This is a genomic window from Arthrobacter sp. NPDC089319, assembly GCF_040684925.1.
Classification (GTDB): domain Bacteria; phylum Actinomycetota; class Actinomycetes; order Actinomycetales; family Micrococcaceae; genus Crystallibacter.
The window spans coordinates 17,414-41,674 of record NZ_JBFBGZ010000018.1; the positions used below are offsets into that span (position 1 = coordinate 17,414).

The 24,261-nt window shown below is 65.9% G+C and carries 24 protein-coding genes and 2 tRNA genes; 8 read left to right on the forward strand and 18 right to left on the reverse strand.

Annotated elements, in window-relative coordinates:
• Positions 1-1,008, reverse strand: a complete 1,008-nt coding sequence (locus AB0N75_RS17990) for an alpha-ketoacid dehydrogenase subunit beta (RefSeq protein ID WP_364652314.1) — start codon at positions 1,006-1,008, stop codon at positions 1-3.
• Positions 1,005-2,129: a pyruvate dehydrogenase (acetyl-transferring) E1 component subunit alpha gene (gene pdhA, locus AB0N75_RS17995; RefSeq protein WP_364652315.1), complete on the reverse strand. Its 1,125-nt coding sequence runs from the start codon at positions 2,127-2,129 to the stop codon at positions 1,005-1,007. The genes AB0N75_RS17990 and pdhA overlap by 4 nt, the downstream gene beginning before the upstream one ends.
• A gap of 191 nt (positions 2,130-2,320) precedes the next feature.
• Here pdhA and AB0N75_RS18000 point away from each other — a divergent pair, with 191 nt between their 5' ends.
• A complete protein-coding gene (locus tag AB0N75_RS18000) occupies positions 2,321-2,797 on the forward strand; it encodes an Lrp/AsnC family transcriptional regulator (RefSeq protein WP_364652316.1) in 477 nt (158 codons plus the stop codon).
• A 111-nt stretch (positions 2,798-2,908) separates the two neighbouring features.
• Positions 2,909-3,994, forward strand: coding sequence for an alanine dehydrogenase (gene ald / locus AB0N75_RS18005; protein WP_364652317.1), 1,086 nt, complete (start codon positions 2,909-2,911; stop codon positions 3,992-3,994).
• Between the two features lie 95 nt (positions 3,995-4,089).
• Here the strand turns inward: ald and AB0N75_RS18010 are convergent, their stop codons facing one another.
• Both AB0N75_RS18010 and AB0N75_RS18015 read right to left on the reverse strand, forming a co-directional pair.
• A complete protein-coding gene (locus AB0N75_RS18010) occupies positions 4,090-5,715 on the reverse strand; it encodes a cation acetate symporter (RefSeq protein ID WP_364652318.1) in 1,626 nt (541 codons plus the stop codon).
• Positions 5,712-6,080, reverse strand: coding sequence for a DUF485 domain-containing protein (locus tag AB0N75_RS18015; protein WP_364652319.1), 369 nt, complete (start codon positions 6,078-6,080; stop codon positions 5,712-5,714). The genes AB0N75_RS18010 and AB0N75_RS18015 overlap by 4 nt, the downstream gene beginning before the upstream one ends.
• 177 nt (positions 6,081-6,257) lie before the next feature.
• Here AB0N75_RS18015 and AB0N75_RS18020 point away from each other — a divergent pair, with 177 nt between their 5' ends.
• The 4 genes from AB0N75_RS18020 to AB0N75_RS18035 are packed head-to-tail and all read left to right on the forward strand — an operon-like array spanning position 6,258 to position 10,236.
• Entirely contained in the window at positions 6,258-7,472 is a 1,215-nt protein-coding gene (locus AB0N75_RS18020; RefSeq protein WP_364652320.1) for a histidine kinase, read from the forward strand.
• Between the two features lie 54 nt (positions 7,473-7,526).
• Positions 7,527-8,249, forward strand: coding sequence for a LytTR family DNA-binding domain-containing protein (locus tag AB0N75_RS18025; RefSeq protein WP_127511771.1), 723 nt, complete (start codon positions 7,527-7,529; stop codon positions 8,247-8,249).
• Positions 8,246-8,725, forward strand: coding sequence for a hypothetical protein (locus AB0N75_RS18030; RefSeq protein WP_364652321.1), 480 nt, complete (start codon positions 8,246-8,248; stop codon positions 8,723-8,725). Before AB0N75_RS18025 ends, AB0N75_RS18030 begins: the two co-directional genes overlap by 4 nt.
• Positions 8,722-10,236, forward strand: a complete 1,515-nt coding sequence (locus tag AB0N75_RS18035) for a cation acetate symporter (protein ID WP_364652322.1) — start codon at positions 8,722-8,724, stop codon at positions 10,234-10,236. The genes AB0N75_RS18030 and AB0N75_RS18035 overlap by 4 nt, the downstream gene beginning before the upstream one ends.
• A gap of 54 nt (positions 10,237-10,290) precedes the next feature.
• Here the strand turns inward: AB0N75_RS18035 and AB0N75_RS18040 are convergent, their stop codons facing one another.
• The 6 genes from AB0N75_RS18040 to rpsB form a co-directional block, all read right to left on the reverse strand.
• A complete protein-coding gene (locus AB0N75_RS18040) occupies positions 10,291-10,881 on the reverse strand; it encodes a DivIVA domain-containing protein (protein ID WP_364652323.1) in 591 nt (196 codons plus the stop codon).
• 95 nt (positions 10,882-10,976) lie between these two features.
• Complete coding sequence (locus AB0N75_RS18045; RefSeq protein WP_364652324.1) at positions 10,977-11,879, reverse strand: phosphatidate cytidylyltransferase; 903 nt, start codon at positions 11,877-11,879, stop codon at positions 10,977-10,979.
• Positions 11,880-11,902: 23 nt separating this feature from the next.
• Positions 11,903-12,460, reverse strand: a complete 558-nt coding sequence (gene frr / locus AB0N75_RS18050) for a ribosome recycling factor (RefSeq protein WP_127511775.1) — start codon at positions 12,458-12,460, stop codon at positions 11,903-11,905.
• 94 nt (positions 12,461-12,554) lie between these two features.
• Positions 12,555-13,295 (reverse strand): UMP kinase, encoded by a 741-nt coding sequence (pyrH, locus tag AB0N75_RS18055; protein ID WP_364652325.1) that lies wholly within the window; start codon positions 13,293-13,295, stop codon positions 12,555-12,557.
• Between the two features lie 170 nt (positions 13,296-13,465).
• Positions 13,466-14,305 carry a translation elongation factor Ts gene (gene tsf, locus AB0N75_RS18060; protein ID WP_364652326.1) on the reverse strand — a complete coding sequence of 280 codons (840 nt, stop codon included), beginning with the start codon at positions 14,303-14,305 and terminating at the stop codon, positions 13,466-13,468.
• Positions 14,306-14,422: 117 nt separating this feature from the next.
• Entirely contained in the window at positions 14,423-15,316 is an 894-nt protein-coding gene (gene rpsB / locus AB0N75_RS18065; RefSeq protein WP_364652327.1) for a 30S ribosomal protein S2, read from the reverse strand.
• A gap of 419 nt (positions 15,317-15,735) precedes the next feature.
• On the opposite strand from rpsB, the gene AB0N75_RS18070 reads away from it, so the two are divergent.
• Entirely contained in the window at positions 15,736-16,200 is a 465-nt protein-coding gene (locus tag AB0N75_RS18070; protein WP_364652335.1) for a M23 family metallopeptidase, read from the forward strand.
• Here AB0N75_RS18070 and AB0N75_RS18075 read toward each other — a convergent pair.
• The 7 genes from AB0N75_RS18075 to AB0N75_RS18105 form a co-directional block, all read right to left on the reverse strand.
• Positions 16,197-17,387: an acyl-CoA dehydrogenase family protein gene (locus AB0N75_RS18075; protein WP_364652328.1), complete on the reverse strand. Its 1,191-nt coding sequence runs from the start codon at positions 17,385-17,387 to the stop codon at positions 16,197-16,199. The genes AB0N75_RS18070 and AB0N75_RS18075 overlap by 4 nt on opposite strands.
• Before the next feature lie 485 nt (positions 17,388-17,872).
• Positions 17,873-18,154, reverse strand: coding sequence for a hypothetical protein (locus tag AB0N75_RS18080; RefSeq protein WP_364652329.1), 282 nt, complete (start codon positions 18,152-18,154; stop codon positions 17,873-17,875).
• Positions 18,155-18,470: 316 nt separating this feature from the next.
• Positions 18,471-18,544, reverse strand: a tRNA-Ile gene (locus AB0N75_RS18085).
• A 64-nt stretch (positions 18,545-18,608) separates the two neighbouring features.
• Positions 18,609-19,805, reverse strand: coding sequence for a glycosyltransferase (locus tag AB0N75_RS18090; protein WP_364652330.1), 1,197 nt, complete (start codon positions 19,803-19,805; stop codon positions 18,609-18,611).
• Positions 19,806-19,858: 53 nt separating this feature from the next.
• A complete protein-coding gene (locus AB0N75_RS18095) occupies positions 19,859-20,773 on the reverse strand; it encodes a DMT family transporter (RefSeq protein WP_364652331.1) in 915 nt (304 codons plus the stop codon).
• A gap of 42 nt (positions 20,774-20,815) precedes the next feature.
• Positions 20,816-21,445, reverse strand: coding sequence for a CDP-alcohol phosphatidyltransferase family protein (locus AB0N75_RS18100; RefSeq protein WP_364652332.1), 630 nt, complete (start codon positions 21,443-21,445; stop codon positions 20,816-20,818).
• 90 nt (positions 21,446-21,535) lie between these two features.
• Complete coding sequence (locus AB0N75_RS18105) at positions 21,536-22,318, reverse strand: phage holin family protein (RefSeq protein ID WP_364652333.1); 783 nt, start codon at positions 22,316-22,318, stop codon at positions 21,536-21,538.
• Positions 22,319-22,522: 204 nt separating this feature from the next.
• On the opposite strand from AB0N75_RS18105, the gene AB0N75_RS18110 reads away from it, so the two are divergent.
• Complete coding sequence (locus AB0N75_RS18110; RefSeq protein ID WP_364652334.1) at positions 22,523-23,944, forward strand: GH1 family beta-glucosidase; 1,422 nt, start codon at positions 22,523-22,525, stop codon at positions 23,942-23,944.
• A gap of 47 nt (positions 23,945-23,991) precedes the next feature.
• Here the strand turns inward: AB0N75_RS18110 and AB0N75_RS18115 are convergent.
• A tRNA-Asn gene (locus AB0N75_RS18115) sits at positions 23,992-24,064 on the reverse strand.
• Between the last annotated feature and the right edge of the window lie 197 nt (positions 24,065-24,261).

Sequence of the window (24,261 nt, forward strand, 5' to 3'; positions counted from 1 at the left end):
TCAGTCCTCCAGTCCGGTCAGCGAGTTGGGCCGGCCGAGCACCCGGTCCACCCCGTCAAGGATGCGGTCCAGGTCCGGCAGATGGTGCCGCTCCATCTTGGCCGGCGGATAGGGAATATCCATCCCGGTGATCCGCACAGGGGCGTGTTCCAGGTAGTAGAAGCAGCGTTCGGTCAGGCTGGCCGCAAGCTCCGCGCCGAGCCCGCCGGTCTGTGCCGCCTCGTGCGTCACTACCAGCCGGCCCGTTTTGCGCACGGACGCCTCCACCGTGGGAAAGTCCAGCGGCGACAGCGAGCGCAAGTCGATGACTTCCACCGATATGCCGTCGTCCGCGGCCGCCTGTGCCGCCTCGCGGGCAGTCTGGACCAGCGCGCCATAGGTCACCAGCGTCACGTCGGTTCCGGACACTTCCACCCGTGCGCTGTCCAGCGGCAGCGCGTCCTCCAGCGGAATCTCCTCCACCTCGCCCTTGGTGTGGTACCGCCGCTTCGGCTCGAAGTAGAGCACCGGATCGTCGCTGGCAATGGCCTGCTGGATCATGGTGCAGGCGTCCTGCGGATTCGACACCGCGATCACGCGCAGTCCGGAGGTGTGGGTGAAATATGCTTCCGGCGATTCGGAGTGGTGCTCGGCCGCTCCGATCCCTCCGCCGAACGGCACCCGGATGGTCAGCGGCATCTTGACCCGGCCGCGGGTGCGGTAGTGCAGTTTGGCCACCTGGCTGACAATCTGGTCGAACGCCGGGTAGATGAAGCCGTCGAACTGGATCTCGCAGACCGGCCGGTAACCGCGGTAGGCCATTCCGACGGCGGTGCCCAGGATCGCCGATTCGGCCAGCGGAGCATCGATCACCCGGTGCGCCCCGAAGTCCTTCTGCAGCTCGTCGGTGATCCGGAAGACGCCACCCAGGGCACCAATATCCTCGCCGATGATCACCACCTTCGGGTCGTTCTCCATGGCCTTGCGCAGGCCGGTGTTGATGGCCCGCCCGAACGTCATGATGGTCATCGCTGGCCCCCTTCAGCAGCTTCGAATGAATCAAGGTAGCGCTCGTAGTGCCGGCGCTGGCGTGCCAGCACCGGGTGCGGCGCCGCATAGACGTTCTCGAACAATTCAAGGTCGGCAGGTTCGGCCATGTTGATGCAACCGGCCCGCATCTCGGCGGCGGCTTGGTCCGCAGCCTGCTGGACCTGTTGCCGCAGCCCGTCGTCGAGCAGCCCTTCGGCGCTCAGCAGGGCGGCCAGCCGGTCGATCGGATCGCGGCGTTTCCAGTCCTCGAGCTCGTTGGCGTCGCGGTAGCGGGTGGGGTCGTCAGCCGTCGTATGCGGTCCCATCCGGTAGGTGACAGCCTCGATGAAGGACGGACCGCCGCCGACGCGTGCGTGGTCGAGCGCCTTGCGGGTCACGGCCAGGCAGGCCAGCACGTCATTGCCGTCCACCCGGTAGCTGGGAATGCCGAATCCCGGGGCACGGTCGGAGAGTTTGCCCTGGGCCTGCAGGCCTACCGGCTCGGAGATCGCCCACTGGTTGTTCTGGCAGAAGAAGAGGACCGGGGCCTGGAAGCTCGCCGCGAAGACCATGGCCTCGTTGACGTCGCCCTGGCTGGTGGCACCGTCGCCGAAGTACGCCACGGCCACCGCGTCGTCGCCATCGAACTTGGCTGCCATGGCATAGCCGGTGGCGTGGAGCGTCTGCGCGCCGATGATCACCTGCGGGGTGGCCATGTTGATCTCGTATGGATCCCAGCCGGAAGGCCTGTTGCCGCGCCACACCCGGATCATGTCCGTCAGGTCCACACCGCGGCAGTAAGCTACGCCGTTCTCGCGGTAACTGGAGAAGACGAAGTCGTCCTTGCGCAGGGCTCGGCCGGAACCGATCTGTGCCGCTTCCTGTCCCAGCAGCGGCGGCCACAGGGCCAGCTCTCCCTGACGTTGCAGGGCGGTGGCTTCCTGGTCCAGCCGGCGGACCACCACCATGTCCTGGTAGAGGCCGGCGAGCCGGTCGCCGTCGATATCCTCCAGCCAGGGGTCGAACTCCTCGCTGGCTGTCCGCGTTCCGTCCGGAGCGAGCAGTTGGATATAGCTTTCATCATTGACCGGACCGGCCGGGTCCGTGCCTGGTAAGGACACTTGCGACACTCCCTTTGCGTCTTCAGGGCCGGGATAATCTTGTGGATCCCCGGCACCGGACAGCCCCGCCGGCACCTTTGCCGGCGGATGATTGTGACACTACTCACGTCCCGCAAGTAGCGCAATGATCAGCGACAGGATTGAGCATTGTGCCCTATCCGGCCCGGGATGGGCGTGCTAGCCTGCGCATTATGCGGAATCTTGACGGCACCGATCTGCGGCTGCTCGGAGCACTGGCGCAGGATCCCCGCCGGACCGTCGTGGCCCTGGCGCAGAAGCTCGGCCTCTCCCGCAACACGGTGCAGGCACGCATGTCCCGGCTGGAGCAAGAGCAGGTTTTCCTTTCCTTCGAGCGTCGGATCGACCCGGCCGCGCTGGGCTATCCGCTGGCGGCCTTCATCCACATCCACGTGCACCAGCCAAAACTGCAGCAGATCACCGACGAACTGGCCCGCATTCCGGAAGTGCTGGAAGCCTTCGGCGTCACCGGGCAGGCGGACATCCTGGCCCGGGTGGTCTCGGAGGGCGCGGAAGACCTGTTCCGGATCAACGGCACCATCCTGGCCATCGACGGGGTGGAGCGGACCGACACGTCGCTGGCCATGCACGAACTGATCCCGTTCCGGATCGAGCCGCTGCTGGCCCGCGGAGTCCGGACCGACGGCTAGCCCAGGCGCAGCTGGATGTAAGCTCGGTCCATCGAGCAAGTCCTGTTCCGCCGGCCCGCGTCGTTCACGTCCACCGCACCCGCCGGCGGCCGACCAGAAGGGACGGCGTCCATGCGCATTGGAGTGCCACGCGAGGTCAAGAACAACGAATTCCGGGTGGCCATCACGCCGCCCGGGGTCAACGAGCTCAGCACCGCCGGCCACCAAGTATTGGTGGAGGCCGGGGCGGGCCGGGGCTCCTCCATAACCGACGAGGACTATGCCTCGGCCGGCGCCAGCATCATCGAGTCGGCCGACGCCGTCTGGGAGGAGGCGGAGCTGGTGCTGAAGGTGAAAGAACCGGTGGCGGAGGAATACCACCGGCTCCGCAGCGACCTGACGCTCTTCACCTATCTGCATCTTGCTGCCGACCCCGCGCTCACCGAAGAGCTGTGCTCCCGCGGCACTACCGCGATAGCTTATGAAACCGTCCAGCTGCCCGACCGATCGCTGCCGCTGCTGGCCCCGATGTCCGAAGTCGCCGGCCGGCTCGCCGCCCAGGTGGGTGCGTACTCGCTGATGCAGCCACTGGGCGGCCGTGGCGTGCTGATGGGCGGCGTCCCCGGCACCCAACATGCCGACGTCGTGGTGATTGGCGCCGGCGTGGCGGGAGCCAATGCGGTGTCCATGGCTGTGGGCATGCGCGCCAACGTCACTGTCTTGGACACCAACGTCCGCCGGCTGCAGCAGCTCGACGACCAGTACCAGGGCCGGGTGGTGACGCTGGCCAGCAACGCCTTGGAGCTGCGCGAAGCCGTCCTGGCCGCGGACCTGGTGATCGGGGCGGTGCTGATTCCCGGCGCCAAAGCACCCAAGCTGGTGACCAACGAGATGGTCAGCCAGATGCGGCCGGGAGCGGTCCTGGTGGACGTCTCGATCGACCAGGGCGGCTGCTTCGAGGACTCCCGGCCGACCACGCACGCCGAGCCCACCTTCAAAGTCCACGACGCGGTCTTTTACTGCGTGGCCAATATGCCCGGCGCGGTGCCGCGCACCTCCACCTACGCCCTGACCAACGCCACGCTCCCCTACGCAAAACTGATCGCAGACGAGGGCTTCGACGCCGCATCCCGGATCCGCCCTGAACTGCTCCCGGGGCTCAGCACCCGGGCCGGCAAAATCGTTTCCGAACCGGTCCGGCTGGCCCACCACGGCTGACACTGCGCACACCTACGCGGGCCCGGCAGTCAGCTCCCGGGCCCGCGTGGTGGGGTGGCGGGGCACCGCCTCCGGTGCGCGCCGCCGTCGTTGTTTTAGTGGTCCACCGCCTTCTCGGCACCGACGCCGGTGAGCGAACGGACCTCCATCTCCGCCTGCTTGGCCGCATTCTCGCGGTTCTTGTCCAGCACGGTGCCCAGCCAGCCCAGGAAGAACGCGAGCGGGATGGAGACGATGCCCGGGTTGTTCAGGCCGAAGATCGCGAAGTCCGCGCTGGGGATCATCGACGTCTCGCGCCCGGAGACCACCGGGGAGAACGTGATCAGCACGATGGCTGCGCCGAGGCCGCCGTACATGCTCCACACCGCCCCCTGGGTGGTGAAGCGCTTCCAGAACAGCGAGTAGACGATGGTGGGCAGGTTCGCCGAGGCGGCCACCGCGAAGGCCAGCGCCACCAGGAAGGCCACGTTCTGGCCCTGCGCACCGATACCGCCGAGGATGGAGACGACGCCGATGACCACCACGGTGCGGCGGGCCACCTTGACCTCGCCGGCCGAGTCGACCTGGCCCTTGCGCACCACGTTCGCGTAGATATCGTGCGCGAAGGAGGCAGCCGCGGTGATGGTCAGGCCGGCGACCACCGCCAGGATGGTGGCGAAGGCAACGGCCGAGATCAGACCCAGCAGCACCGGGCCGCCCAGCGCGAAGGCCAGCAGCGGTGCGGCGGAGTTGACGCCGCCCGGAGCGCTCTTGATGGCCTCCGGACCGATCAGCGCAGCGGCCCCGTAGCCCAGCACCAGGGTGAACAGGTAGAACGCGCCGATCAGCCAGATGGCCCAGACCACGGACCTGCGGGCTTCCCGAGCGGTGGGCACCGTGTAAAAGCGCATCAGCACGTGCGGCAGGGCCGCGGTGCCCAGCACCAGGGCCAGCGCCAGCGAGATGAAGTCCAGCTTGGAGGCCTCCGAGACGCCGTACTGCAGACCCGGGTTGAGCAACTCGGGGTTGCCGGCGGTGTCCACGGCGGCGCCGAGCAGTTCGGACAGGTTGAAGCCGTGCAGTGCCAGCACCCACACGGTCATGATGAACGCACCGGCGATCAGCAGGCAGGCCTTGATGATCTGCACCCAGGTGGTGCCCTTCATGCCGCCGACCAGGACATAGAGGATCATCAGGGCGCCGACGACGGTGATCACCAGGGACTGTCCCAGCCTGGAGTCAATGCCGATCAGCAGGGATACCAGCGCCCCCGCTCCGGCCATCTGTGCCAGCAGGTAGAAGAAGCACACGGCCAGCGTGGTGATGGCGGCGGCGATCCGCACCGGGCGCTGCCGCAGCCGGAAGGAAAGGACGTCGGCCATGGTGAACTTGCCGGTGTTGCGCAGCAGCTCGGCCACCAGCAGCAGGGCCACCAGCCAGGCCACCAGGAAACCGATCGAGTAGAGGAAGCCGTCGTAGCCGTTGATGGCGATCGCACCGCAAATGCCCAGGAAAGACGCCGCCGAGAGGTAGTCGCCGGCAATGGCCGTACCGTTCTGCCCGCCGCTGAAGGACCGGCCCGCGGCGTAGTAGTCGGCCGCGGTCTTGTTGTTCCGGCTGGCGCGCAGCACCACCACCAGCGTCACGCCGACAAACAGCGCGAAGATCAGAATGTTGATCCAGGTGGAATCCTTGATGTCGTCCGCCGTGACGGCCAGCGGAATGTTCACGGCGTGGCTCATTTGGTGTCCTCCGGTAGGCCGACACCCTCGTGTTCGAGGCTGTGCCGGATGTCAGTGGCGATCGGGTCCAGCTTCTTGTTTGCGTAGCGGACGTACCAGGTGGTGATGGCGAACGTGCTCACGAACTGCAGCAGGCCCAGCACCAAGCCGATGTTGATGTTGCCCCAGAGCTTGGTGGACATGAAGTCGTGCGCATAGTCGGCCAGCAGCACATAGGCGAAATACCACAGCAGGAAGGCCACTGCCATGGGAAACACAAACGAACGGTGGCGCTTGCGGAGTTCGGTGAACTCCGGACTGCTCTGGACCACCTGGAAGTCCACGGCGGCGGCGGTGCCGGCGTCCGGGTTGGGGTCGTTACCCATCTTTTCCTCCTCATCGGGCACAGCAGGGTGTGACTGCGCTCACTCTGCTAGTTCGCGGTTCCGCAGGCCAGCAGCCGTGCGGGGCGCATCGCTGAACGGTTCGGCAGGTGCGGTGAATGGCGCTCATCTGCGCCGAGCTGCACGCCGCAGAACGGGCCTGCCGCTAGGCTTGTCAGCATGCTCAGCCCGGCCGTGGACATCGCGATCATCGCCGCCATCGCCGTAGTGGCCGTGGCGGTGATTGCGCTGGTGGGTTTCAAGCTGACCCGTTCGTACCGGGATCTGGGTTCCGAGGCCGATCGCGCAACCTACACCACGCTGCATACCGCCGGACTCGCCGGGCAGTACCTGCGCGCCGGACTGACACCGGCCGGCGCGACCAAGGCCAGCAAGCATCTGCGCGGGTTGCTGGGATCCGATGTACTGGTCTTGACCGGCCCGGACGACGTGCTGGGCTGGGACGGGGCCGGACAGCCGCCGGAATCGGCCCTGCGCCTGGCCGGCAAGACGATGAAATCCGGCCGCACCCAGGTTTTCCGCGGCAACCAGCTGCTGCCGGACGGCCGCGTCCCGCCGGATGCCGGCGCCCGGCACGGACTGCAAGAGGCGGTCTTCGCCCCGATCCGGGTCCAGGACCGCGTGGTGGGTACCGTCGGCGCCTATACCGGCCACGTGGCGGCTTCGTTGGTGCGGGCCACCACCGAAGTCGCGGCCTGGGTGGCCACACAGATCGAGCTCGCCGAGCTGGACACCTCCCGAACACTGTTGATGGAGGCCGAGGTCAGGGCGCTCCGGGCCCAGATCAGCCCGCACTTCATCTACAACGCGCTAAATGCCATCGCGTCCTACATCCTCACCGACCCTGCGCGCGCACGGGACCTGGTGATCGAGTTCGCCGACTTCACCCGTTACTCCTTCCGCCGGCACGGCGACTTCACCACGCTGGCCGAGGAGTTGAAGTCGATCGACCGCTACCTGCTGCTGGAACGTGCCAGGTTCGGCGACCGGCTCAAGGTCAGCCTGCAGATCGGCCCGGAGGTCCTCAGCACAGTGATCCCGTTCCTGTCCCTGCAGCCGCTGGTGGAGAACGCGGTGCGGCACGGGCTGGAAGCCAAGGAAGGCCCCGGCCGGATCACCATCACCGCCCAGGACGCAGGCGCCTACGCCGAGGTGACCATCGAAGACGACGGCGTGGGCATGGATCCGGAGCGGCTGCGCGCTGTGCTGGCCGGGCACGCCGAGGGCGACCACGTGGGCCTGCGCAACGTGGATGTGAGGCTGCGGCAGGTCTACGGCGAAGAACATGGCCTGGTTATCGACACGGCCCCCGGCGCCGGCACGCTGGTCACCCTGCGCGTGCCGAAGTTCCAGCCCGGCAACCGGGTGGAATAGGGCCACCCGGGGCGGCGCCGCATGGGCCCCGCTCAGGCGAATAGACTGTGGCCCATGGTCAATGTGGTTGTCGCCGATGACGAAGCCCCCGCCGTCGAGGCCCTGGCGTATTTGCTGGCACAGGATTCCCGGATCGGGGAAATCCACAAAGCCACCAGCGGGGCCGAAGCGCTCCGTGCTCTGGAGCGCCACGACGTGGATGCGCTCTTCCTGGACATCCACATGCCGGCGTTGACCGGGCTGGACATCGCCAAGGTGATTTCACGCTTCAGCCGGCCGCCCGCCGTCGTGTTCGTGACCGCCGACGAGGACAAGGCGCTGCAGGCATTCGAACTTGCCGCCGTTGACTACCTGCTCAAGCCGGTGCGCGCCGACCGGCTGGCGGAATCGGTGCGCCGGATCTGCGAACTGATGGAAGACGGTGCGGCGGCCAAGCCGGAAGTCATCACCGTGGACCAGGGCGGCATCACCAAGATGATCCGGCGCGACGAGATCAAGTACGTGCAGGCCCAGGGCGACTATGCGCGGCTGCACACGGCCGAGGCGAGCTACCTAATCCGCGTGCCGTTGAATGACCTGGAACGCCAGTGGGCCGACGCCGGCTATATCCGGATCCATCGGTCGTATCTGGTGGCCATGGACCAGATCCAGCAGATGCGGATGAGCGCCGGCAGGGCCAGCGTTCTGGTGGGTGGAGCCGAACTGCCGGTCAGCCGGCGGCACCTGCCCGCCGTCCGGGACAAGCTGGAAGCCACCCGCGTCAGGCCCCGAGGATGAGCGGTGCCCCGAACGGCGGCGAAGAGGCCCCGCTGCCCGACGGCGGCGCCCCCTTGCCCGACGGCGATGCCGAGCTCGCGTCGGGCGGCTTCCGCCAGCGGGTCCGGGTCGTTGCGCCGCGGTCGGCCGCACCCCAGTCGCCGGGCGGCTACACCTTCTCCCACGAGCTGGCAGAGCAGTCCGAAATCGGCGAGCTCTTCGTCCGGTCCCTGGTCCGTTCGCAGCTGCGCCTGGCCGTCGTCGTGGCGGCCGGCTTCGGGCTGATCCTGCTGGGCGTCGCCGTCCTGATCGCGCTGGTGCCCGTCACCGCCACGCTGACGATCGCCACCATCCCGCTCCCCTGGCTGCTGCTGGGCATCGGGATCTACCCGGTCATCCTGGCCTGTGCCGCGCTGTTCAACCGTGCCGCGGCGCGCAACGAGCGCAAATTCCGCGACCTGACGGCAGACTGGACCGAGCCGGGGGCCAAGCAGTGAACACGGCCGTCGGTCTGGCAGCCGTGGCAGCGGTGTGTGCCGCCACCGTGCTGATTGGCATCTACGGACTACGGATTTCCCGGACCACCGGTGACTTTTACGTCGCCTCGCGGACGGTCAAGCCATGGTGGAATGCGTCGGCCATCGGCGGTGAATACATCTCCGCGGCCAGCTTCTTGGGCGTGGCCGGGCTGATCTTGATCTCGGGCATCGACGCCCTGTGGTTCCCCGTCGGTTATACCGCCGGCTACCTGATGCTGCTGCTGTTTGTGTCAGCTCCGCTTCGCCGCTCCGGCGCGTACACCATTCCGGACTTCGCCGCGGCCCGGCTCGATTCCACCGCGGCCCGGCGTGTGACCAGCCTCTTGGTGGTGGCGGTCGGCTGGCTCTACATTGTGCCGCAGCTGCACGGCGCTGCACTGACCATGCGCATCGCCACCGGCCTGCCGGGCTGGGCCGGTGCCGTCGTCGTCGTCGTCGTGGTGGTGCTGTCGGTGGTGACCGGCGGCATGCGCTCCATCACGTTTGTGCAGGCCTTCCAGTACTGGCTCAAGCTCACCGCGCTGGCTGTCCCGGTGGTCTTCATCCTGCTGGTCCTCACCGGTTCGGGCCAATCGCCCACCGGCGGCGGCGCGGCCTTCGACCCGGCGCTGGACGTCTCCGGTGATGCATCGCTGTACCGGAATATCTCGCTGATCGTCGCGCTGCTCTTCGGCACTCTGGGCCTGCCGCATGTGTTGGTCCGCTTCTATACCAACCCCGACGGCGCCGCGGCCCGCCGCACCACCCAGCTGGTGCTGGGCCTGCTGGCGCTGTTCTACCTGTTCCCCACCATCTACGGCGTGCTCGGCCGCCTGCATACGCCCCGGCTCGCGGGCGGCGGCCAGTCCGACGCGACGGTGCTGCTGCTGCCGGGCCGGATTGTGGACGGGCTGGCCGGCGACCTCCTGAGCGCCTGCGTGGTGGCGGGAGCCTTCGCCGCGTTCCTCTCCACCACGTCCGGGCTGGTGGTGTCGCTGGCCGGCGTGGTCAGCCAGGACCTGTTCCGCGGCAGCGTCAAGGGGTTCCGCCTCGCCGCGGTGCTGTCGGCGATCGTCCCGCTGGGCATCGCGATGGGCACCGAATCGCTGGGCTTGGCCGGCAGCGTGGGCGCGGTGTTTGCCTTCACAGCGTCGACAATCTGCCCGCTGCTGCTGCTGGGCATCTGGTGGCGCGGGCTCACCGACGTCGGCGCCATCGCAGGCATGGTGTCCGGAGCCGTGCTCTGCGGCGGTTCGCTGCTGGCGGCCACGGTGGCCGGGCCGGCCCTTGGCGGCTGGGCCGAGCCGCTGGGACAGCCGGCGGCGTGGACCGTTCCGGCCGCCTTCCTGGTCACCGTGGCCGTTTCCCGGGCCACCGCTGCGCGCAGGCCGGCTACGGTTGCCCGCGTAATGGCGCGTCTGCACACCCCCGAACGTACGGAAGTCCGGGAGCCGGTCTTCCGGGCCGGGAACGCTGGTCCCGCGGAATGACCCGACCGCTCGAATGGACCCGGGCCGCAGAATTGACCCGCCCCGCCGGGCTGGTTAGTCGATGGAAGCCATCAGTTCGACCACGCCGTCCAGGAAGGCGTCCACCTGGTTTTCCTCGTAGCCGTCCTTGCCCTTGGCTTCACGGAACACGGCCCGGCGGACCACGTCTACGCTCATCGGCTGGTCGTGCTCAAAATAGCCCAGCAGTTCAACGCAGAGTGCGTCGACATCCTCGATGTCATAGCTAACGGCATTCCGCTTGGTCGGGCGGCGGAAGCGTTCGCCGGGGGCGCGATGCAGCCTGGCGCGCAGCATCGCGGACGTGCGGCCAATCTGCGTCAGCCATGCTTGCTCACCTTCGCGCCTGATCAGCGCGTCGCGTTCCCGCTGGGCGAAAACATCCTCCAGCCGGTCGAGCGCGGCATCCACGGCGCGCGGGTCGTATCCGCCCTTGGCCGGATCGAACGTCATGGCCCGCACATCGCGGCTGGTGATCGGGACGTCGTCGGGCTCGGGGTTGTTGTAGTACTCCCGGGCCCGACCGAGGAAGTCGTCCACCTGGCGGGCGTTGTAGCCGAAGTCCCGTCGGTCCACATGGTCGAACGGGGCAGTGCCCTTGCCGGCTTCAATGGTTCGTCGCGCCATGGTGTCCTGTGAGTTCCTGTTCCTTCAAACGATCCGCTTGTCTACGCTGCCCAGTCTATGCCGGAGTGGCGGGGATTCCGGGGCATTCCCCGCGCCTACACCGCTCCCGGCGCCAGCAGCGATGCCAGCAGGTAGGCGACCGGAGCGGCAAACACGATGGAATCCAGCCGGTCCATCACCCCGCCGTGGCCCGGCAGGATGTTGCTCATGTCCTTGATGCCCAGTTCGCGCTTAACCATGGATTCGGCCAGGTCGCCCACGGTGGAAGCGGCCACCGTGGCGACCGCCAGCACAAGCCCGAACCACCACTGCAAGTCCAGCAGGAGCACCGAACACAGAATGCCGACCAGAATGGCACCGCTGACCGAACCGGCGAAACCTTCCCAGGACTTCTTGGGGCTGATCTTGGGCGCCATCGGATGCTTGCCGAACAGTACGCCAACGATGTAGCCGAAGGTGTCGTTGGACACCACCAGCAGCAGCATGGTGGCAACCTTTAGCGCCCCCGATTCCTCCAGCAGCAACAGCAGGGCAAAGCTGATGAAGAACGGCACCCAGCAAAGGATGAAGGTGCCGCTGAGCACGCTGCGGACCGCTCCGTCCGTACTGTCCAGGCACTTCCACACCATCAGGGCAACGCATGTCACCACCAGCGCGAAAGCCAGCCCTTCCGGCCCGCCGTAGTAGGTGGCCACCGGCATAGCCAGGGCTCCCGCGAACAGCGGCGGCAGCGGCACCTTGATGTTCTTCACGGTCAGGGCGCGGGAAACCTCCCACACACCGACAGCGGAGAATGCCGCCACCACCACAACGAGCGTACTGGGCAGGAGGAAAAGCCCAACCAGGACAACAGCCATCAGCGCGAGCCCGACGGCGATGGCTGCCGGCAGGTTGCGTCCGGCGCGGGAAGGCTTGGCGGCGGCACGCAGCGCACGCCGGCCGGACCCGCCCGACGGCGATCCCGGACCAGCCGCCGGAGTCGGCGAACCGCCAGCCATGGGTTGAGGCTGGTCCGTACTCATCAGACCTCGAGCAGCTCGGCTTCCTTGCGCTTGAGAAGCTCGTCCACGTTGTCCGTGTGCGACTTGGTCTTGGCGTCCAGGTCCTTCTCGGCCCGGTTGCCCTCGTCTTCGCCGACGTCGCCGTCCTTGACCATCTTGCCGATGGTGTCCATGGCCTTGCGGCGGATGTTGCGGATGGAGACCTTGGCGTCTTCGGCCTTGCCGCGGACGACCTTGACGTACTCTTTGCGGCGTTCCTGGGTCAGCTCGGGCAGGACCACGCGGATCACCACGCCGTCGTTGGCAGGATTGGCGCCAACGTCGGATTCGCGCAGGGCCTTCTCGATATCGTTCAGGGCAGCCTTGTCGTACGGGGTGATCAGCAGCGTGCGGGGCTCAGGGTTCTGGAAAGACGCCAGCTGTTGCAGCGGGGTCGGCGAACCGTAATAGTCCACCGTGACCTTGGAAAACAAGGACGGATTGGCGCGGCCGGTGCGTATGGTGGCGAAATCTTCCTTGGCCACTTCGACTGCTTTGTCCATCTTTTCGGCAGCTTCGCGCAGCGTCTCGTCTATCACGGTCTCTCCTTCACGTCCTTCGTTCACTCCGCGGGGTCCGCGGTCCTGGCTCTGCTTTCCATCCTAGGCTATCCGGCCGTTGGGCCGGCGACCGTCAGGCGGTGACGTAGGTGCCGATCTGCTCGCCCAGAATCGCGCGCGTCACGTTGCCCTCGCCCTCCATCCCAAAGACCACCATGGAGAGCTTGTTGTCGCGGCACAGGCTGAACGCGGTCTGGTCCATGACCCGGATATTCCGGCGCATGGCTTCGTCGTAGGTCAAGGTGTCCAGCTTTTCGGCAGCCGGATCCTTCTTGGGATCAGCCGTGTAGACGCCGTCCACGCCGTTCTTGGCCATCAGGACAACGTCGGCGTGTACCTCGAGTGCACGTTGGGCGGCCACGGTGTCCGTGGAGAAATAGGGCAGTCCTGCTCCGGCGCCGAAAATGACCACGCGGCCCTTTTCCATGTGCCGGATGGCGCGGCGCGGAATGTAGGCCTCGGCGACCTGGCCCATGGTGATGGCGCTCTGCACGCGGGTGTCAACGCCGGCCTGCTCGAGGAAGTCCTGCAGGGCCAGGCAGTTCATGACGGTGCCGAGCATGCCCATGTAGTCGGCCCGGGAGCGGTCCATGCCCGACGTCGAGAGCTCGGCGCCGCGGAAGAAGTTGCCGCCGCCAACGACGATCGCTACTTCCACCTGCCCCACGGTGGCGGCAATTTGCTTGGCGATGCCGCGGACGGTGTCAGGGTCGACGCCGAGCTTGCCTCCGCCGAATACTTCGCCGGACAGCTTCAGCAGCACACGGCGGCGCTTGACGGTATCGGTGGTGGTCTGGGTGGTCTGGGATTCCATGGTGCCTCCCGGCGTGCGTGGTTCTGGGGGAAAGATTACGTGAAGGCTTAGCGGCTGCCGCGCGGCGCGGGCCAGCTGCCGATCCGGACATGAAAAAGGGGCGGTCACCGGTTGGTGACCACCCCCTCGTCATTGAAATCAGTCAGTTCGCCGTGGCGGTTGGACCGAGGTTACGCCCCGACGCGGAAGCGGGCAACGGCGGTTGCGTTGACGCCGGCCTCTTCCAGCACCTTGCCGACGGACTTCTTCGGGTCCTTGGCAAACGGCTGGTCCAGCAGCACGATCTCCTTGAAGAAACCGTTCAGCCGGCCTTCGACGATCTTGGTGAGCGCGGCTTCGGGCTTGCCCTCGGCGCGTGCGGTCTCGTCGGCGATGCGGCGTTCGTTCTCCACCGTCTCGGCCGGGACCTCGTCGCGGGTCAGGTAGGTCGGCGCGAAGGCAGCGCTGTGCACTGCAACGTCGTGGGCGGCCTCGAAGGCCGAGTCGCCTTCGCCGTCGACAGCGAAGAGGACGCCAACCTGAGCCGGCAGGTCCTTGGACGTCTTGTGCAGGTAAGCATCGACGGTCTTGCCTTCGACGCGGGCCACGCGACGGACGACGACCTTCTCGCCCAGCACGGCGCCTTCTTCGACGACGACGTCGCCCAGCGGCTTGCCGTCGGCGTTTGCCGCCAGCAGCGCCTCGAGGTCGGCGGCACCCGATTCAACGGCCACGGCCAGTACCTTGTCAGCGAGTTCAATGAACTTGGCGGACTTGGCGACGAAGTCGGTCTCGCAGTTGACCTCGATCATGACACCGACGGTTCCGTCGATGACCTTGGCAGCAACCAGGCCCTCGGCGGTGGAACGGCCTTCGCGCTTGGTGGCGCCCTTCAGGCCCTTGATGCGGATTAGCTCAATGGCCTTCTCGGCATCTCCATTGGCCTCGTCCAGGGCCTTCTTGACATCCATCATGCCGGCGCCAGTGCGCTCGCGCAGGGCCTTGATATCAGCAGCGGTGTAGTTCGCCATTTGGACTCCAGTCCTCCCGTAATACGTAGTGTGCGGTGCCGCTGGCGGCGGGCCCCAATGGGCCCGGCCGCCAGCGGAAGTCCGTCGGCGCACAAGGCGCCGCCGGTTGAGTCGGATTTACTTCTCGGTGTCCGCGGCGGGTGCGTCGGCAGCCGGGCTTTCTGCAGCCGGTGCTTCGGCGGCGGCAGCGTCAGCGGCCGGTGCTTCGGCGGCGGGTGCTTCGGCGGCGGCGGCCGGTGCTTCGGCTGCGCCCTCGAGCAGTTCGCGCTCCCACTCGGCCATCGGCTCGGCCGGAGCTTCGGCGTTGCCTGCGGCGCGGTTGTTACGGGCGATGAGGCCCTCGGCAACGGCGTCGGCGACCACGCGGGTCAGCAGGTTGACGGACCGGATGGCGTCGTCGTTGCCCGGGATCGGGAAGTCGACCTCGTCCGGATCGCAGTTGGTGTCCAGGATGGCCACCACGGGGATGCCGAGCTTCTGGGCCTCGTCGACGGCCAAGTGTTCCTTCTTGGTGTCCACAATCCAGATGACCGAGGGGGTCTTGGTGAGGTTGCGGATGCCGCCCAGCGTGGTTTCGAGCTTGTTCTTCTCGCGCTGCAGCAGGAGCAGTTCCTTCTTGGTGCGGCCGGAGGCAGCAACGTCGTCGAAGTTGATCTCTTCGAGTTCCTTCAGGCGCGAGATGCGCTTGGAGACGGTCTGGAAGTTGGTCATCATGCCGCCGAGCCAACGCTGGTTGACGTACGGCTGGCCAACGCGGGTGGCCTGCTCGGCGATGGCTTCCTGAGCCTGCTTCTTGGTACCGACGAAGAGCACGGTGCCGCCGTGGGCAACAGTGGCCTTGACGAACTCGTAGGCGCGGTCGATGTAGGACAGCGACTGCTGCAGGTCGATGATGTAGATGCCGTTGCGCTCGGTGAAGATGAAGCGCTTCATCTTCGGGTTCCAACGGCGGGTCTGGTGACCGAAGTGCACGCCGCTGTCGAGCAGCTGGCGCATGGTAACGACTGGCATGTCGTCACTCCTTCCGGCAGCATCCGGCTGTGCCTGATCTGCTGCCTCATAGACGGTTATTAGCTTCTCGCCCGGCGGGCGAAGCTCCTGGCATCTGTCGGCTCCGCCTGGACGGCGGTGCATGCGCCCGGACCGGGTTTCCGGACCGCCTGGGCACATTCCATCGCAGCAAAATTGCGGCGGTGGATTTCAGACACGCGTAGTCAGCCTCAGTCCGGACATGCGTCATGGACGGAAAACTGCTTCGCCCAGTGTACTACAGGAGGGGAGCCGTTCCCGCCCGTTCTGGTCCTCCACAGCCGCAGATCCGAGCGGATTAGCGCACACCTTGGGCGAGGGCCGCCACCGAGCCTGTACGTGCGGTGACGATGGGTGGCATGAACCCCTTCACTCGCTGCGCAGCCCCCACGGCCTGGGCCATGCTGCTGCTGGCGGCCGGTCCGGCCGCCCCGCCCGCAGACCCAGTCGATCCGCTATGGAGCTGGCCAGTGTCACCGGCGCCCGCCGTGCTGCGCAGCTTTGACCCGCCGCCCAAACCATGGTTGAGCGGCCATCGCGGGGTCGACTTGGCCGTTCCGGCAGGGACCACGGTCCGCTCCCCCGCCGACGGCCGAGTCAGCTTCTCCGGCTGGGTCGTGGACCGCCAGGTGATCACGGTGGACCATGGCAACGGGCTGCGCAGCAGCTTGCTGGCGGTGGAATCCGAGCTGCAGGCCGGCGACGCCGTCTCCGCCGACGATCCGGTAGGACAGGTCGCCGACAGCGGACACTGCCCGTCCGCCTGCTTGCACTGGGGCGTGCGGCGCGGCGAGACCTATATCAATCCCCTGCAGTTCGTCATGGACCTGCGCCCGTCGGTGTTGCTGCCGGTGCCCGATGGTTAGACGAACGCCGCCACTCCGGTGATAGCCCGTCCGGTGACCAGGGAATTGATTTCGTGGGTCCCTTCGTAGGAGTAGATGGCTTCGGCATCGGCGAAGATCTTGGCCATCTCGTAGTCGGCAACGATGCCGTTTCCGCCCAGGATGCCGCGGCCCAAGGCGACGCTTTCGCGCATCCGCGCCGTAGTGAACGCCTTGGCCAGCGCCGAGTGCTCGTCCTTGGCTTGGCCGGCGTCCTCCATCTGCGCCAACCGGACCATCATGCCCATCGAGGCCACGGCGTTGCCGAGGATCTGGACCAGCTGATCCTGCACCAGCTGGAAGGACGCCAGCGGCTTTCCGAATTGGTGCCGCTCCACTGCATAGCGCCGCGCTACATCGAAGGCAGCCAACTGCTGCCCTACCGCCTGCCAGGCCACCCCGAGCCGAGTTACTTTCAGGACCTTGTTGGTGTCCCGGAAACTGTTGGCGCCCTTGAGATGGAAGTCATCGGAGACCACCAGGTTCACCAGCGTGATGTCCGCGTTCTGCACCGTCCGCAGGCTGATCTTGTTCTCAATTTTCGTAGCGTTGTAGCCGGGCGTGGAGGTGTCCACCAGGAATCCCTTCACCTGATTGTCGGCCACGTCGCGGGCGTAGATGACCACCCAATCCGAAAAGGTCGCGTTGCCGATCCAGCGCTTGGCGCCATTGAGGATCCAGTTGTTTCCGTCGCGCTGGGCGGTGGTGCGGGTGCCGCCTGCGACGTCGGAGCCGCCCAGCGGTTCCGTCAGGCCGAAGGCGCCGATCTTCTTCATGGCGTAGATGTCCGGCAGCCAGGCGTCCCGCTGCTCTTTCGACGCCAGCGCTTCAATTGACCCGGTGAACAGCCCGTCGTGGACTCCCATGAAAGTGGCAATCGAGGTGTCAGCGCGGGTGAATTCAGCGTGCATCAGACCGGCGAACAGATTCGAGTAGCCCTGCCGGCGGACGGGGCTGACGATGTCCAGATCCGCCAGCTTCGGAATGATGTCCATCGGGAACTCGGCCCGGTTCCAATAGTCCACCGCGATCGGACGGACTTCCTTGGCCAGCCAGTCGCGCACGTCGCGCAGCCGTGCACGTTCCGTCTCGGAAAGCAGGGACTCGAAAGCATAGAAGTCGCCGTCGGCGTAGGGAAGATCGTTCGGATCGATAACGCGCTGGCCCATAGTGGCTTCCTTTTCAGTCAGGCAGGCGCCGTGCAGATGGTAGGGGCGGACGCCGCGAAGTTACTGAGCAGTAACATAGCGCACGAACGAGTCCGCAGGCAACGGTTTCCCTGCTTTCCGCCCTGAGGCGCCATACGCCCTTCTCCTTCGTCCCGGGCGCCGGCCCCCTCGTCCAGCAGCGGCATTCACTAACACCCGGAGCGCGCGCCGGACTGCCGGCCACCACCGCCTGGTTCCCCCAGCGGGCCCCGCTGCCAGGTCGCCGAAGGGAGGCAACAGCGATGCCGCGGTTTCGGCCCGGGACGAGCGCCGGAGGTTGCCTGATAGAACGTTAATATTCAGATGAAGTTTGTACGTTTCAGCAACCATGTCGATGCCATTATTTGCGCCCCTCGGGGACGATCTCGCACGTTTAACCGCGCGTCTCATGACCGGCGTGTCGTGACGGTTCACCACGTAACAAATGCTTCTTCGGGTGACGTAGATCACAGGACGAGTAGCGTTTTTCTTGTCCGGAACTGCAGCGAAAAATCCCATTCGCTGTAGAGGTAAAACTGGAAAAGAGAAACACCATGTACAACACAAAGCTGCGCATTGTCGGGTCCTCGCTGCTTGTTGCTGCATTCGGCTTCACTGGCTTGGCAATGACCGCCGCTCCTGCGTCGGCCAGCACGGTTCAAAGCGTGTCGACCAATTACCATCATGATCGGGGCGACCACCGTGACCGCGACCATCGAGGCGACCATCGGGACCACCGTGACCGTCACGACCGCGGACACCGTCGGCATCACGATCGGTGCGAGTGGAACTACGGCTGGTACCGCCACCACGATCACTGGGATTACGGCTGGTACAGGGACTGCGACTACCGGCACCACGACCGTTACTAAAACTGGCACTAGTTACCCGGGGTGAGGCTCCGGACCAGATGTGCGGAACGGCGGGATCATCCACCCGCTGCTCCGCACATTTCTGTGAGCGGGCACCGTCGACTGGGGGCCGCTGCACTCACGTTCCGTCGCACAAAAGAGCGGACCGGGTTCGGGAGCGCTGGCTTCCGGACCCGGTCCGCGTTGCACACTGTAGGGCGGGTGGGGCTTGAACCCACGACCGAACGATTATGAGTCGTTTGCTCTAACCGACTGAGCTACCGCCCCGTGCCCTACGATGTTACTGAATGCAGGCCGCGATGTTGAAACCGGCGCTGCCGGCCGCGGCGGCCTACTTGAGGTAATCGTCCGCAGAACCGCCGCGGTAGAGCTGCTCAAAGGTGTCCATGGTCTCGTCGATGCCGTGCCGTACCGCCTTCGCATGGCTTGCCTCGCCCATCGCCTCGATCCGATCCGGGCTCTGCCCGAGGACCGCGTTGAGCTTGGCCGCCAGGTCGGCAGGGTCGCGGGGAGCAAACAAGTACCCGTTGACTCCGTCCTCAACCAGATGCGGCAAGGCCATCGCATTGGCCAGCACCACCGGTTTGCTGGCGGACATGGCCTCCAGCGACACCAGAGACTGCAGTTCCGCGGTTCCCGGTTGACAAAAAACAGTAGCGCGCAGGTACGCCCGGCGCAGCTCGTCGTCGTCGACATGGCCCAGGAAGGAAACCCGTCGGCCCAGCCCCATGGCGGCGACCCGGCCTTCGAGGTTTTTCCGCTCGTCGCCGTCGCCGACTATTTCGAGATGGACATTCAGGGCGGGGTCCGTCATGGCCAGCGCCTCGATCAACGTATCCACGTTCTTCTCCACGGCGAGCCGACCGGCAAACAACACCGTCGGGTGCTCCGGCTTGTTGATCGTCTCCCCCGTCGCCAATTCATAGGCGGCGGCGTCGATACCGTTGGACAGGGGCAGCACCTTGTGCAGGAAGGCATGGTCCCGCATGGCCTTGGCAGCCAGCGGAGTCGGCGTCGTGACGACGGCTGCCTTGCCCATGATCTTGCCCATGTCGCGCCACGAATTCTTGGCGACGATGTTGAGGAACCACTGCGGGAATGGCAGGAACGGCTCCAGGTTCTCCGGCATGAAGTGGTTGGTGGCAATGGTGCGGATGCCGCGGCGCACCGCTTCGGCGATGGTCGCCTGGCCAATCATGTAATGGCACTGGATGTGCACCACATCCGGCTGCACCTCATCGAAGATCCGCTTGATGTCGCGCTTGATTTCCCAGGGCAGGCAGATGCGCCACGTCTCGTGCGTCGGCACCGAGTGCGAGCGCAGCCGGTGCACCTGCGCCTCCGGACGCTGTTCCACAAAGGTCGGGCCCTTGTCGCTTCTGCCGGCGATGATGTCCACGCTGTGACCGCGTTTGGTCATCGCTGTGGCCAACCGGAATCCGAAAACCGCCGCTCCGTTGACATCCGGCGGGTAGGTATCGGCAGCAATCAGGATCTTCAGGGGCTTAGGTCCGATGTCGTCGCTCACCTGCGGCAGGACTCCTTGGTTGGTTGTGACAGTTTTCTTCATCGGCACTTGGCCTACGGCTTCTTGCCCGAGGCTTGGGCCCGGCGCCGGGCTTCTTCTTGCTTTTGCAGGACGTCGGGATGGTGCCTCGAGAGGGCGATGACCCCAACAATAGCAACCAATCCCGCTCCCACCATGCCGATCGCGAAGACCGGCTCGACGTCCGGCCGGAGTTCCCCGAGGATGAAAATGCCGATCGAGATGCCCACCAGCGGATCGATGACGGTCAGTCCGGCGATCACCAGATCGGGTGGTCCGCTGGCGTAGGCGCTCTGCACAAACCATGACCCCAACCCGCCCGCGGCGGCAACGGCAATCAGGGTATAGATGGGCACGTTGGCTATGAAACCGCCGCCGGGTTCGAGCAACCGCAATCCGATGATCCGCACCAGAACGGCGACGAAACCGAACAGCATGCCGGCGCCCAGGATGTAGGCGAAGGCGTTTAGCCGGTGCCGGAACATCAGTTCCAGCGAGAGGAAGACGGCAATAACAACAGCCAGCAGCAAGACTGCCGAGAGTTCCTCATCCGGCCGCACCTGATGGCTTTCGCCGGTGACATTGACGGCCAGCAGGACGAAGACGGCGCTGCCTGCCACGCAGGCGGAGATCGCCACGACGGTGATCCGGTTGAGCCGGATCCCCTGGTCCTTGGAATTGATGATGGTGGTGATCACCAAAGCAATGGCGCCGATCGGCTGCACCACGGTCAGCGGTGCGCTGACTAAGGCGAAGACGTTCAGGCCCATGCCGACGGCCAACATCAACAGGCCCAGAACCCAGCGGGGGTTGCGGAGCATCCGCAGCAAGCCTGACACGCTCATGGCCAGGCCGCCGGTGTTGGCCTGCACAGCACTGGCTTGGCGCTGCGTTCCGAGCGCGAGGAAGAAGGCGCCGAGCAGGGCGCAGAGGATCGCTAACCAGACCATGAGGCCCCGTCAGCAGAGGCCCGGTGCTGCACCGATCGCGGCTCAACCACGGCTGGGCCCGTCCCCGGCTGCGGCGGGCAGGGCCTTGTATTTCCGCCATGCAGCCCGCATATACCCCAGCCAGGCGAGCACGTGGCCGATGCACCCCGCAGCCAGGATGATGTAGGAAACTGCCAGAAGCCAGTCGTGGCCGAAGCCTTCCACCCTGTGGAGCAGCAGCAACGGAGTCCCCACCAGCAGCAACGCGGTGCGGATCTTGCCGATGTTTGTGACGGGAAGATCCGGGCTGCCGTGGAAAAGGATCAGCGAAAACACCAGCAGGATGGCGTCCGGGATGATGATGGACAGCAGCAGCCACCAGGGTGCAATGCCTGCGGCAACGAAGGTGATGGCCACAATGATGAGCGCCAGCCGGTCTGCGACGGGGTCCAGCCACCTTCCAACGGAAGACATCTGGTTGAAGCGCCGCGCGATATAACCGTCGACCCAGTCAGTGGACCCCAGCACGACCAGTGTGATGGTCGCAGCGCCGTACGCTCCGCGGGCGATGAACCAGACGAACAGCGGCACCGCCAGAAAGCGCAGCACGGTGACGAGGTTCGGGATGGTCCAGAACGTGTGCAGTTCACGGTACTCGAAGTCGCGCCGCGTCCCGGCACCGATAATCCTCACGCTGTCCCTCCCCTCAGCCGTCGTTCCACGCTCGGCAGCCGGCTGCGCTGCAGCCGGCTGCCATGCCGCTGTGCGGCACCACTGCATTGGTTATTTGTGCAGCAGGCGCCGGAGCATGACGCCAAGCGCCGTCAGCGAGACTGCCAGCGTCGCCAGCGGCTTCCAGCGCTCCTTCAACTCCGGGGCGGCCTCGCCGAACGAGTCCGCACCGGCTACCAGCCGCTCGGTGGCGGCATCCGCTGCATGCTTCGCGCGGGCCTTGGCCTGCTCCGCCCGGGGACGGAGGTCGACCCGGCGGCCAAGATCGTCCCTGAGTGTGGCCAGATGATCGCGGCGTTCGGATGTGCGGGCACGCAGTTCCTCCAGCGTCGGAGCCGGCGGCTTGGGTTCCTCCCGCTCCGCCTTCTCCGGCTTGGCCTCCTTCACCGGCTTCTCCTCCAGCGTCGCCGGATCGAAGCTGCTGCCCTCACGCAGCACACCGACGTCGTATCTGACGCCCCGGATGGCTTCTGCCGGCAGGAGGGGCACGGTCCTCTTCATCGCCAAGTATCCGATCAGTGCCAGGATGCTTCCCACGACCAGGAAGACCGCCGCCACGATCAGCGCCGCCAGCCACGCAGGCATGACCAGCGCCAGGCCCATGATCGCCGCCACCAAGATGGAAATGGCCATGGAGACCAAGAACACCACGGCCACCAGCAGGATCCCGGCGGCAACGCCGACTTTGACGCCCTTGCCTTTGAGCTCGAGCAGGGCCAGCGAGAATTCGTCTTGGAGCTGGCGCGGTGTCAGTTGGCCTGCGAGCTGTGCCAGTTCCACCGTCGACATCTTCGCACCGGTTGCGGTGCTCCTGGGGCCTTCCGGAGCGGTCATGGGCTCTGCCTCCATCATTGTCGGTAGTGCGCGAGTGTCCACACCATCAAATTATCATTCTGCCCCAGCTCGGCCCCTCAGTCGTAGGGAGGACATTCACAGAAGTGCCGTGGGACAAAAAATATGAGTAAACGCTTACGTTCGTCTGGCGCGCCATCTAGGCTGGCAGGCAGTCCGTGTCCGCACCCGCCAGGAGACAAACCGATGCGCAAGGTCCTGCAGTTTCCGAAGAGATTCCTTTGGGGTGCGGCAACGGCCGCGTACCAGATTGAAGGTGCGTCGGATCAGGACGGCCGCACCGACTCAATCTGGGATGCCTTCTGCAGGATGCCCGGAGCCGTGGTCGGCGGCCACACCGGCGCGACGGCGTGCGACCACTATCACCGGTACCGCGAGGATGTGGCCCTGATGTCCTCGCTGAATCTGGGCGCCTATCGGTTTTCCACCGCATGGCCGCGGATCAAGCCGAACGACGCCGCGGTGAATCCGGCCGGCCTGGATTTCTATTCGAGGCTCGTGGATGAGCTCTGCGCAGCGGGCATCAAGCCCTGGCTCACGCTCTACCACTGGGACCTGCCCCAAGCTCTGCAGGAACAGGGCGGGTGGGCCAACAGGGACACGGCCTACCGCTTCGCCGAGTATGCGCTCAACGTCCACGAGGCGCTCGGGGACCGGGTGCGGGTTTGGACCACCCTCAATGAGCCGTGGTGCTCGGCCTTCCTGGGCTACGGTTCAGGGGTCCATGCGCCTGGCATACAGTCACGGCCCCAGGCTCTGGCCGCCATGCACCACCTGCTCCTCGGCCACGGTCTGGTTGTCGACGAACTGCGCCGCCGTGATCCGGGCGCCAAGCTCGGCCTGACCCTGAACTTCACCGTGGCGGATCCTTTGGACCCGGACGACGAGGTCGACGTCGATGCCGCCCGGCGGATCGACGGCCAGTTCAACCGCTCCTTCCTCGACCCGATCTTCCACGGGGCGTATCCGCCCGATTTTCTGGCGGACGTGGAGCAGTACGGACTGGAGGCCAGGATCAGGGGCGGAGACCTTGACCTGATCCGGACCCGGATCCACACGCTGGGGGTCAATTACTACCACGGTGAAGCGGTGACCGGGCATCCGCGTGAGGATGCCGCAAACGCCCATGCCGCCCCGGTGGACCGCCCTGTGGCGCCGGCCTATCCGGCAGCCGACCATGTCAGTTCGGTCTCCCGCGGCCTGCCGACGACGGCCATGGGCTGGGAAGTCCAACCCGAGGGGCTGTACCGGCTGCTCTTGCGGCTGCAGGACGAATACAGTGGACCGGCCGGGACGGCGCTCTACATCACCGAGAACGGCGCGGCCTTCGATGACGAGGTCGCCGGCGACGGCGCCGTCCACGACCCGCAGCGGCTCGAGTTCCTGCGCGCCCACATCGTTCAATGCCATCGCGCGATCCAGACCGGTGTGGATCTTCGGGGCTACTTCGGCTGGTCCCTGATGGATAACTTCGAGTGGGCCTGGGGCTATCACAAACGCTTCGGATTGACCCGGGTGGAGTACAACACCTTGGAGCGGACGGTCAAAGACAGCGGGCGCTGGTATGCGCAGGTCGCGGCGAGCAACCAGATAGACACCGCCCCATAAAAAAGATCCCGCAACCGGTCAACGGTGCGGGATCTTTTTCTCTCGAGCTCCCCCGACTGGACTCGAACCAGTAACCCTTCGATTAACAGTCGAATGCTCTGCCAATTGAGCTACGGGGGAATGAAGCGAATAAAACTCTAGCAGTCCGCCGACACAGAGAGAAATCGAACCTTCATCCCGGTCACGGCGGCCGGGTTTGCCCAAAGATCCCCGCCGACTAGGTGTACTGCGACAGGACGTTGGTTACACGGTGAAAGGGTGAAGACCTCTTAGGTTGGTGGTTTACCACAACTGCCAACTGAATCTAAGAGGTCTTC

Excerpts from the sequence above, each read along its gene's own strand:
- rpsB (WP_364652327.1), bottom strand. The coding sequence starts at position 15,316 with ATGCCAGTCGTTACCATGCGCCAGCTGCTCGACAGCGGCGTGCACTTC.
- AB0N75_RS18030 (WP_364652321.1), top strand. The coding sequence starts at position 8,246 with ATGAGCGGTGCCCCGAACGGCGGCGAAGAGGCCCCGCTGCCCGACGGC.
- AB0N75_RS18040 (WP_364652323.1), bottom strand. The coding sequence starts at position 10,881 with ATGGCGCGACGAACCATTGAAGCCGGCAAGGGCACTGCCCCGTTCGAC.
- AB0N75_RS18000 (WP_364652316.1), top strand. The coding sequence starts at position 2,321 with ATGCGGAATCTTGACGGCACCGATCTGCGGCTGCTCGGAGCACTGGCG.
- AB0N75_RS18010 (WP_364652318.1), bottom strand. The coding sequence starts at position 5,715 with ATGAGCCACGCCGTGAACATTCCGCTGGCCGTCACGGCGGACGACATC.
- AB0N75_RS18110 (WP_364652334.1), top strand. The coding sequence starts at position 22,523 with ATGCGCAAGGTCCTGCAGTTTCCGAAGAGATTCCTTTGGGGTGCGGCA.
- AB0N75_RS17990 (WP_364652314.1), bottom strand. The coding sequence starts at position 1,008 with ATGACCATCATGACGTTCGGGCGGGCCATCAACACCGGCCTGCGCAAG.
- AB0N75_RS18105 (WP_364652333.1), bottom strand. The coding sequence starts at position 22,318 with ATGACCGCTCCGGAAGGCCCCAGGAGCACCGCAACCGGTGCGAAGATG.
- AB0N75_RS18015 (WP_364652319.1), bottom strand. The coding sequence starts at position 6,080 with ATGGGTAACGACCCCAACCCGGACGCCGGCACCGCCGCCGCCGTGGAC.
- pyrH (WP_364652325.1), bottom strand. The coding sequence starts at position 13,295 with ATGGAATCCCAGACCACCCAGACCACCACCGATACCGTCAAGCGCCGC.
- AB0N75_RS18075 (WP_364652328.1), bottom strand. The coding sequence starts at position 17,387 with ATGGGCCAGCGCGTTATCGATCCGAACGATCTTCCCTACGCCGACGGC.
- AB0N75_RS18020 (WP_364652320.1), top strand. The coding sequence starts at position 6,258 with ATGCTCAGCCCGGCCGTGGACATCGCGATCATCGCCGCCATCGCCGTA.
- tsf (WP_364652326.1), bottom strand. The coding sequence starts at position 14,305 with ATGGCGAACTACACCGCTGCTGATATCAAGGCCCTGCGCGAGCGCACT.
- AB0N75_RS18095 (WP_364652331.1), bottom strand. The coding sequence starts at position 20,773 with ATGGTCTGGTTAGCGATCCTCTGCGCCCTGCTCGGCGCCTTCTTCCTC.
- AB0N75_RS18025 (WP_127511771.1), top strand. The coding sequence starts at position 7,527 with ATGGTCAATGTGGTTGTCGCCGATGACGAAGCCCCCGCCGTCGAGGCC.
- AB0N75_RS18045 (WP_364652324.1), bottom strand. The coding sequence starts at position 11,879 with ATGGCTGGCGGTTCGCCGACTCCGGCGGCTGGTCCGGGATCGCCGTCG.
- ald (WP_364652317.1), top strand. The coding sequence starts at position 2,909 with ATGCGCATTGGAGTGCCACGCGAGGTCAAGAACAACGAATTCCGGGTG.
- AB0N75_RS18070 (WP_364652335.1), top strand. The coding sequence starts at position 15,736 with ATGCTGCTGCTGGCGGCCGGTCCGGCCGCCCCGCCCGCAGACCCAGTC.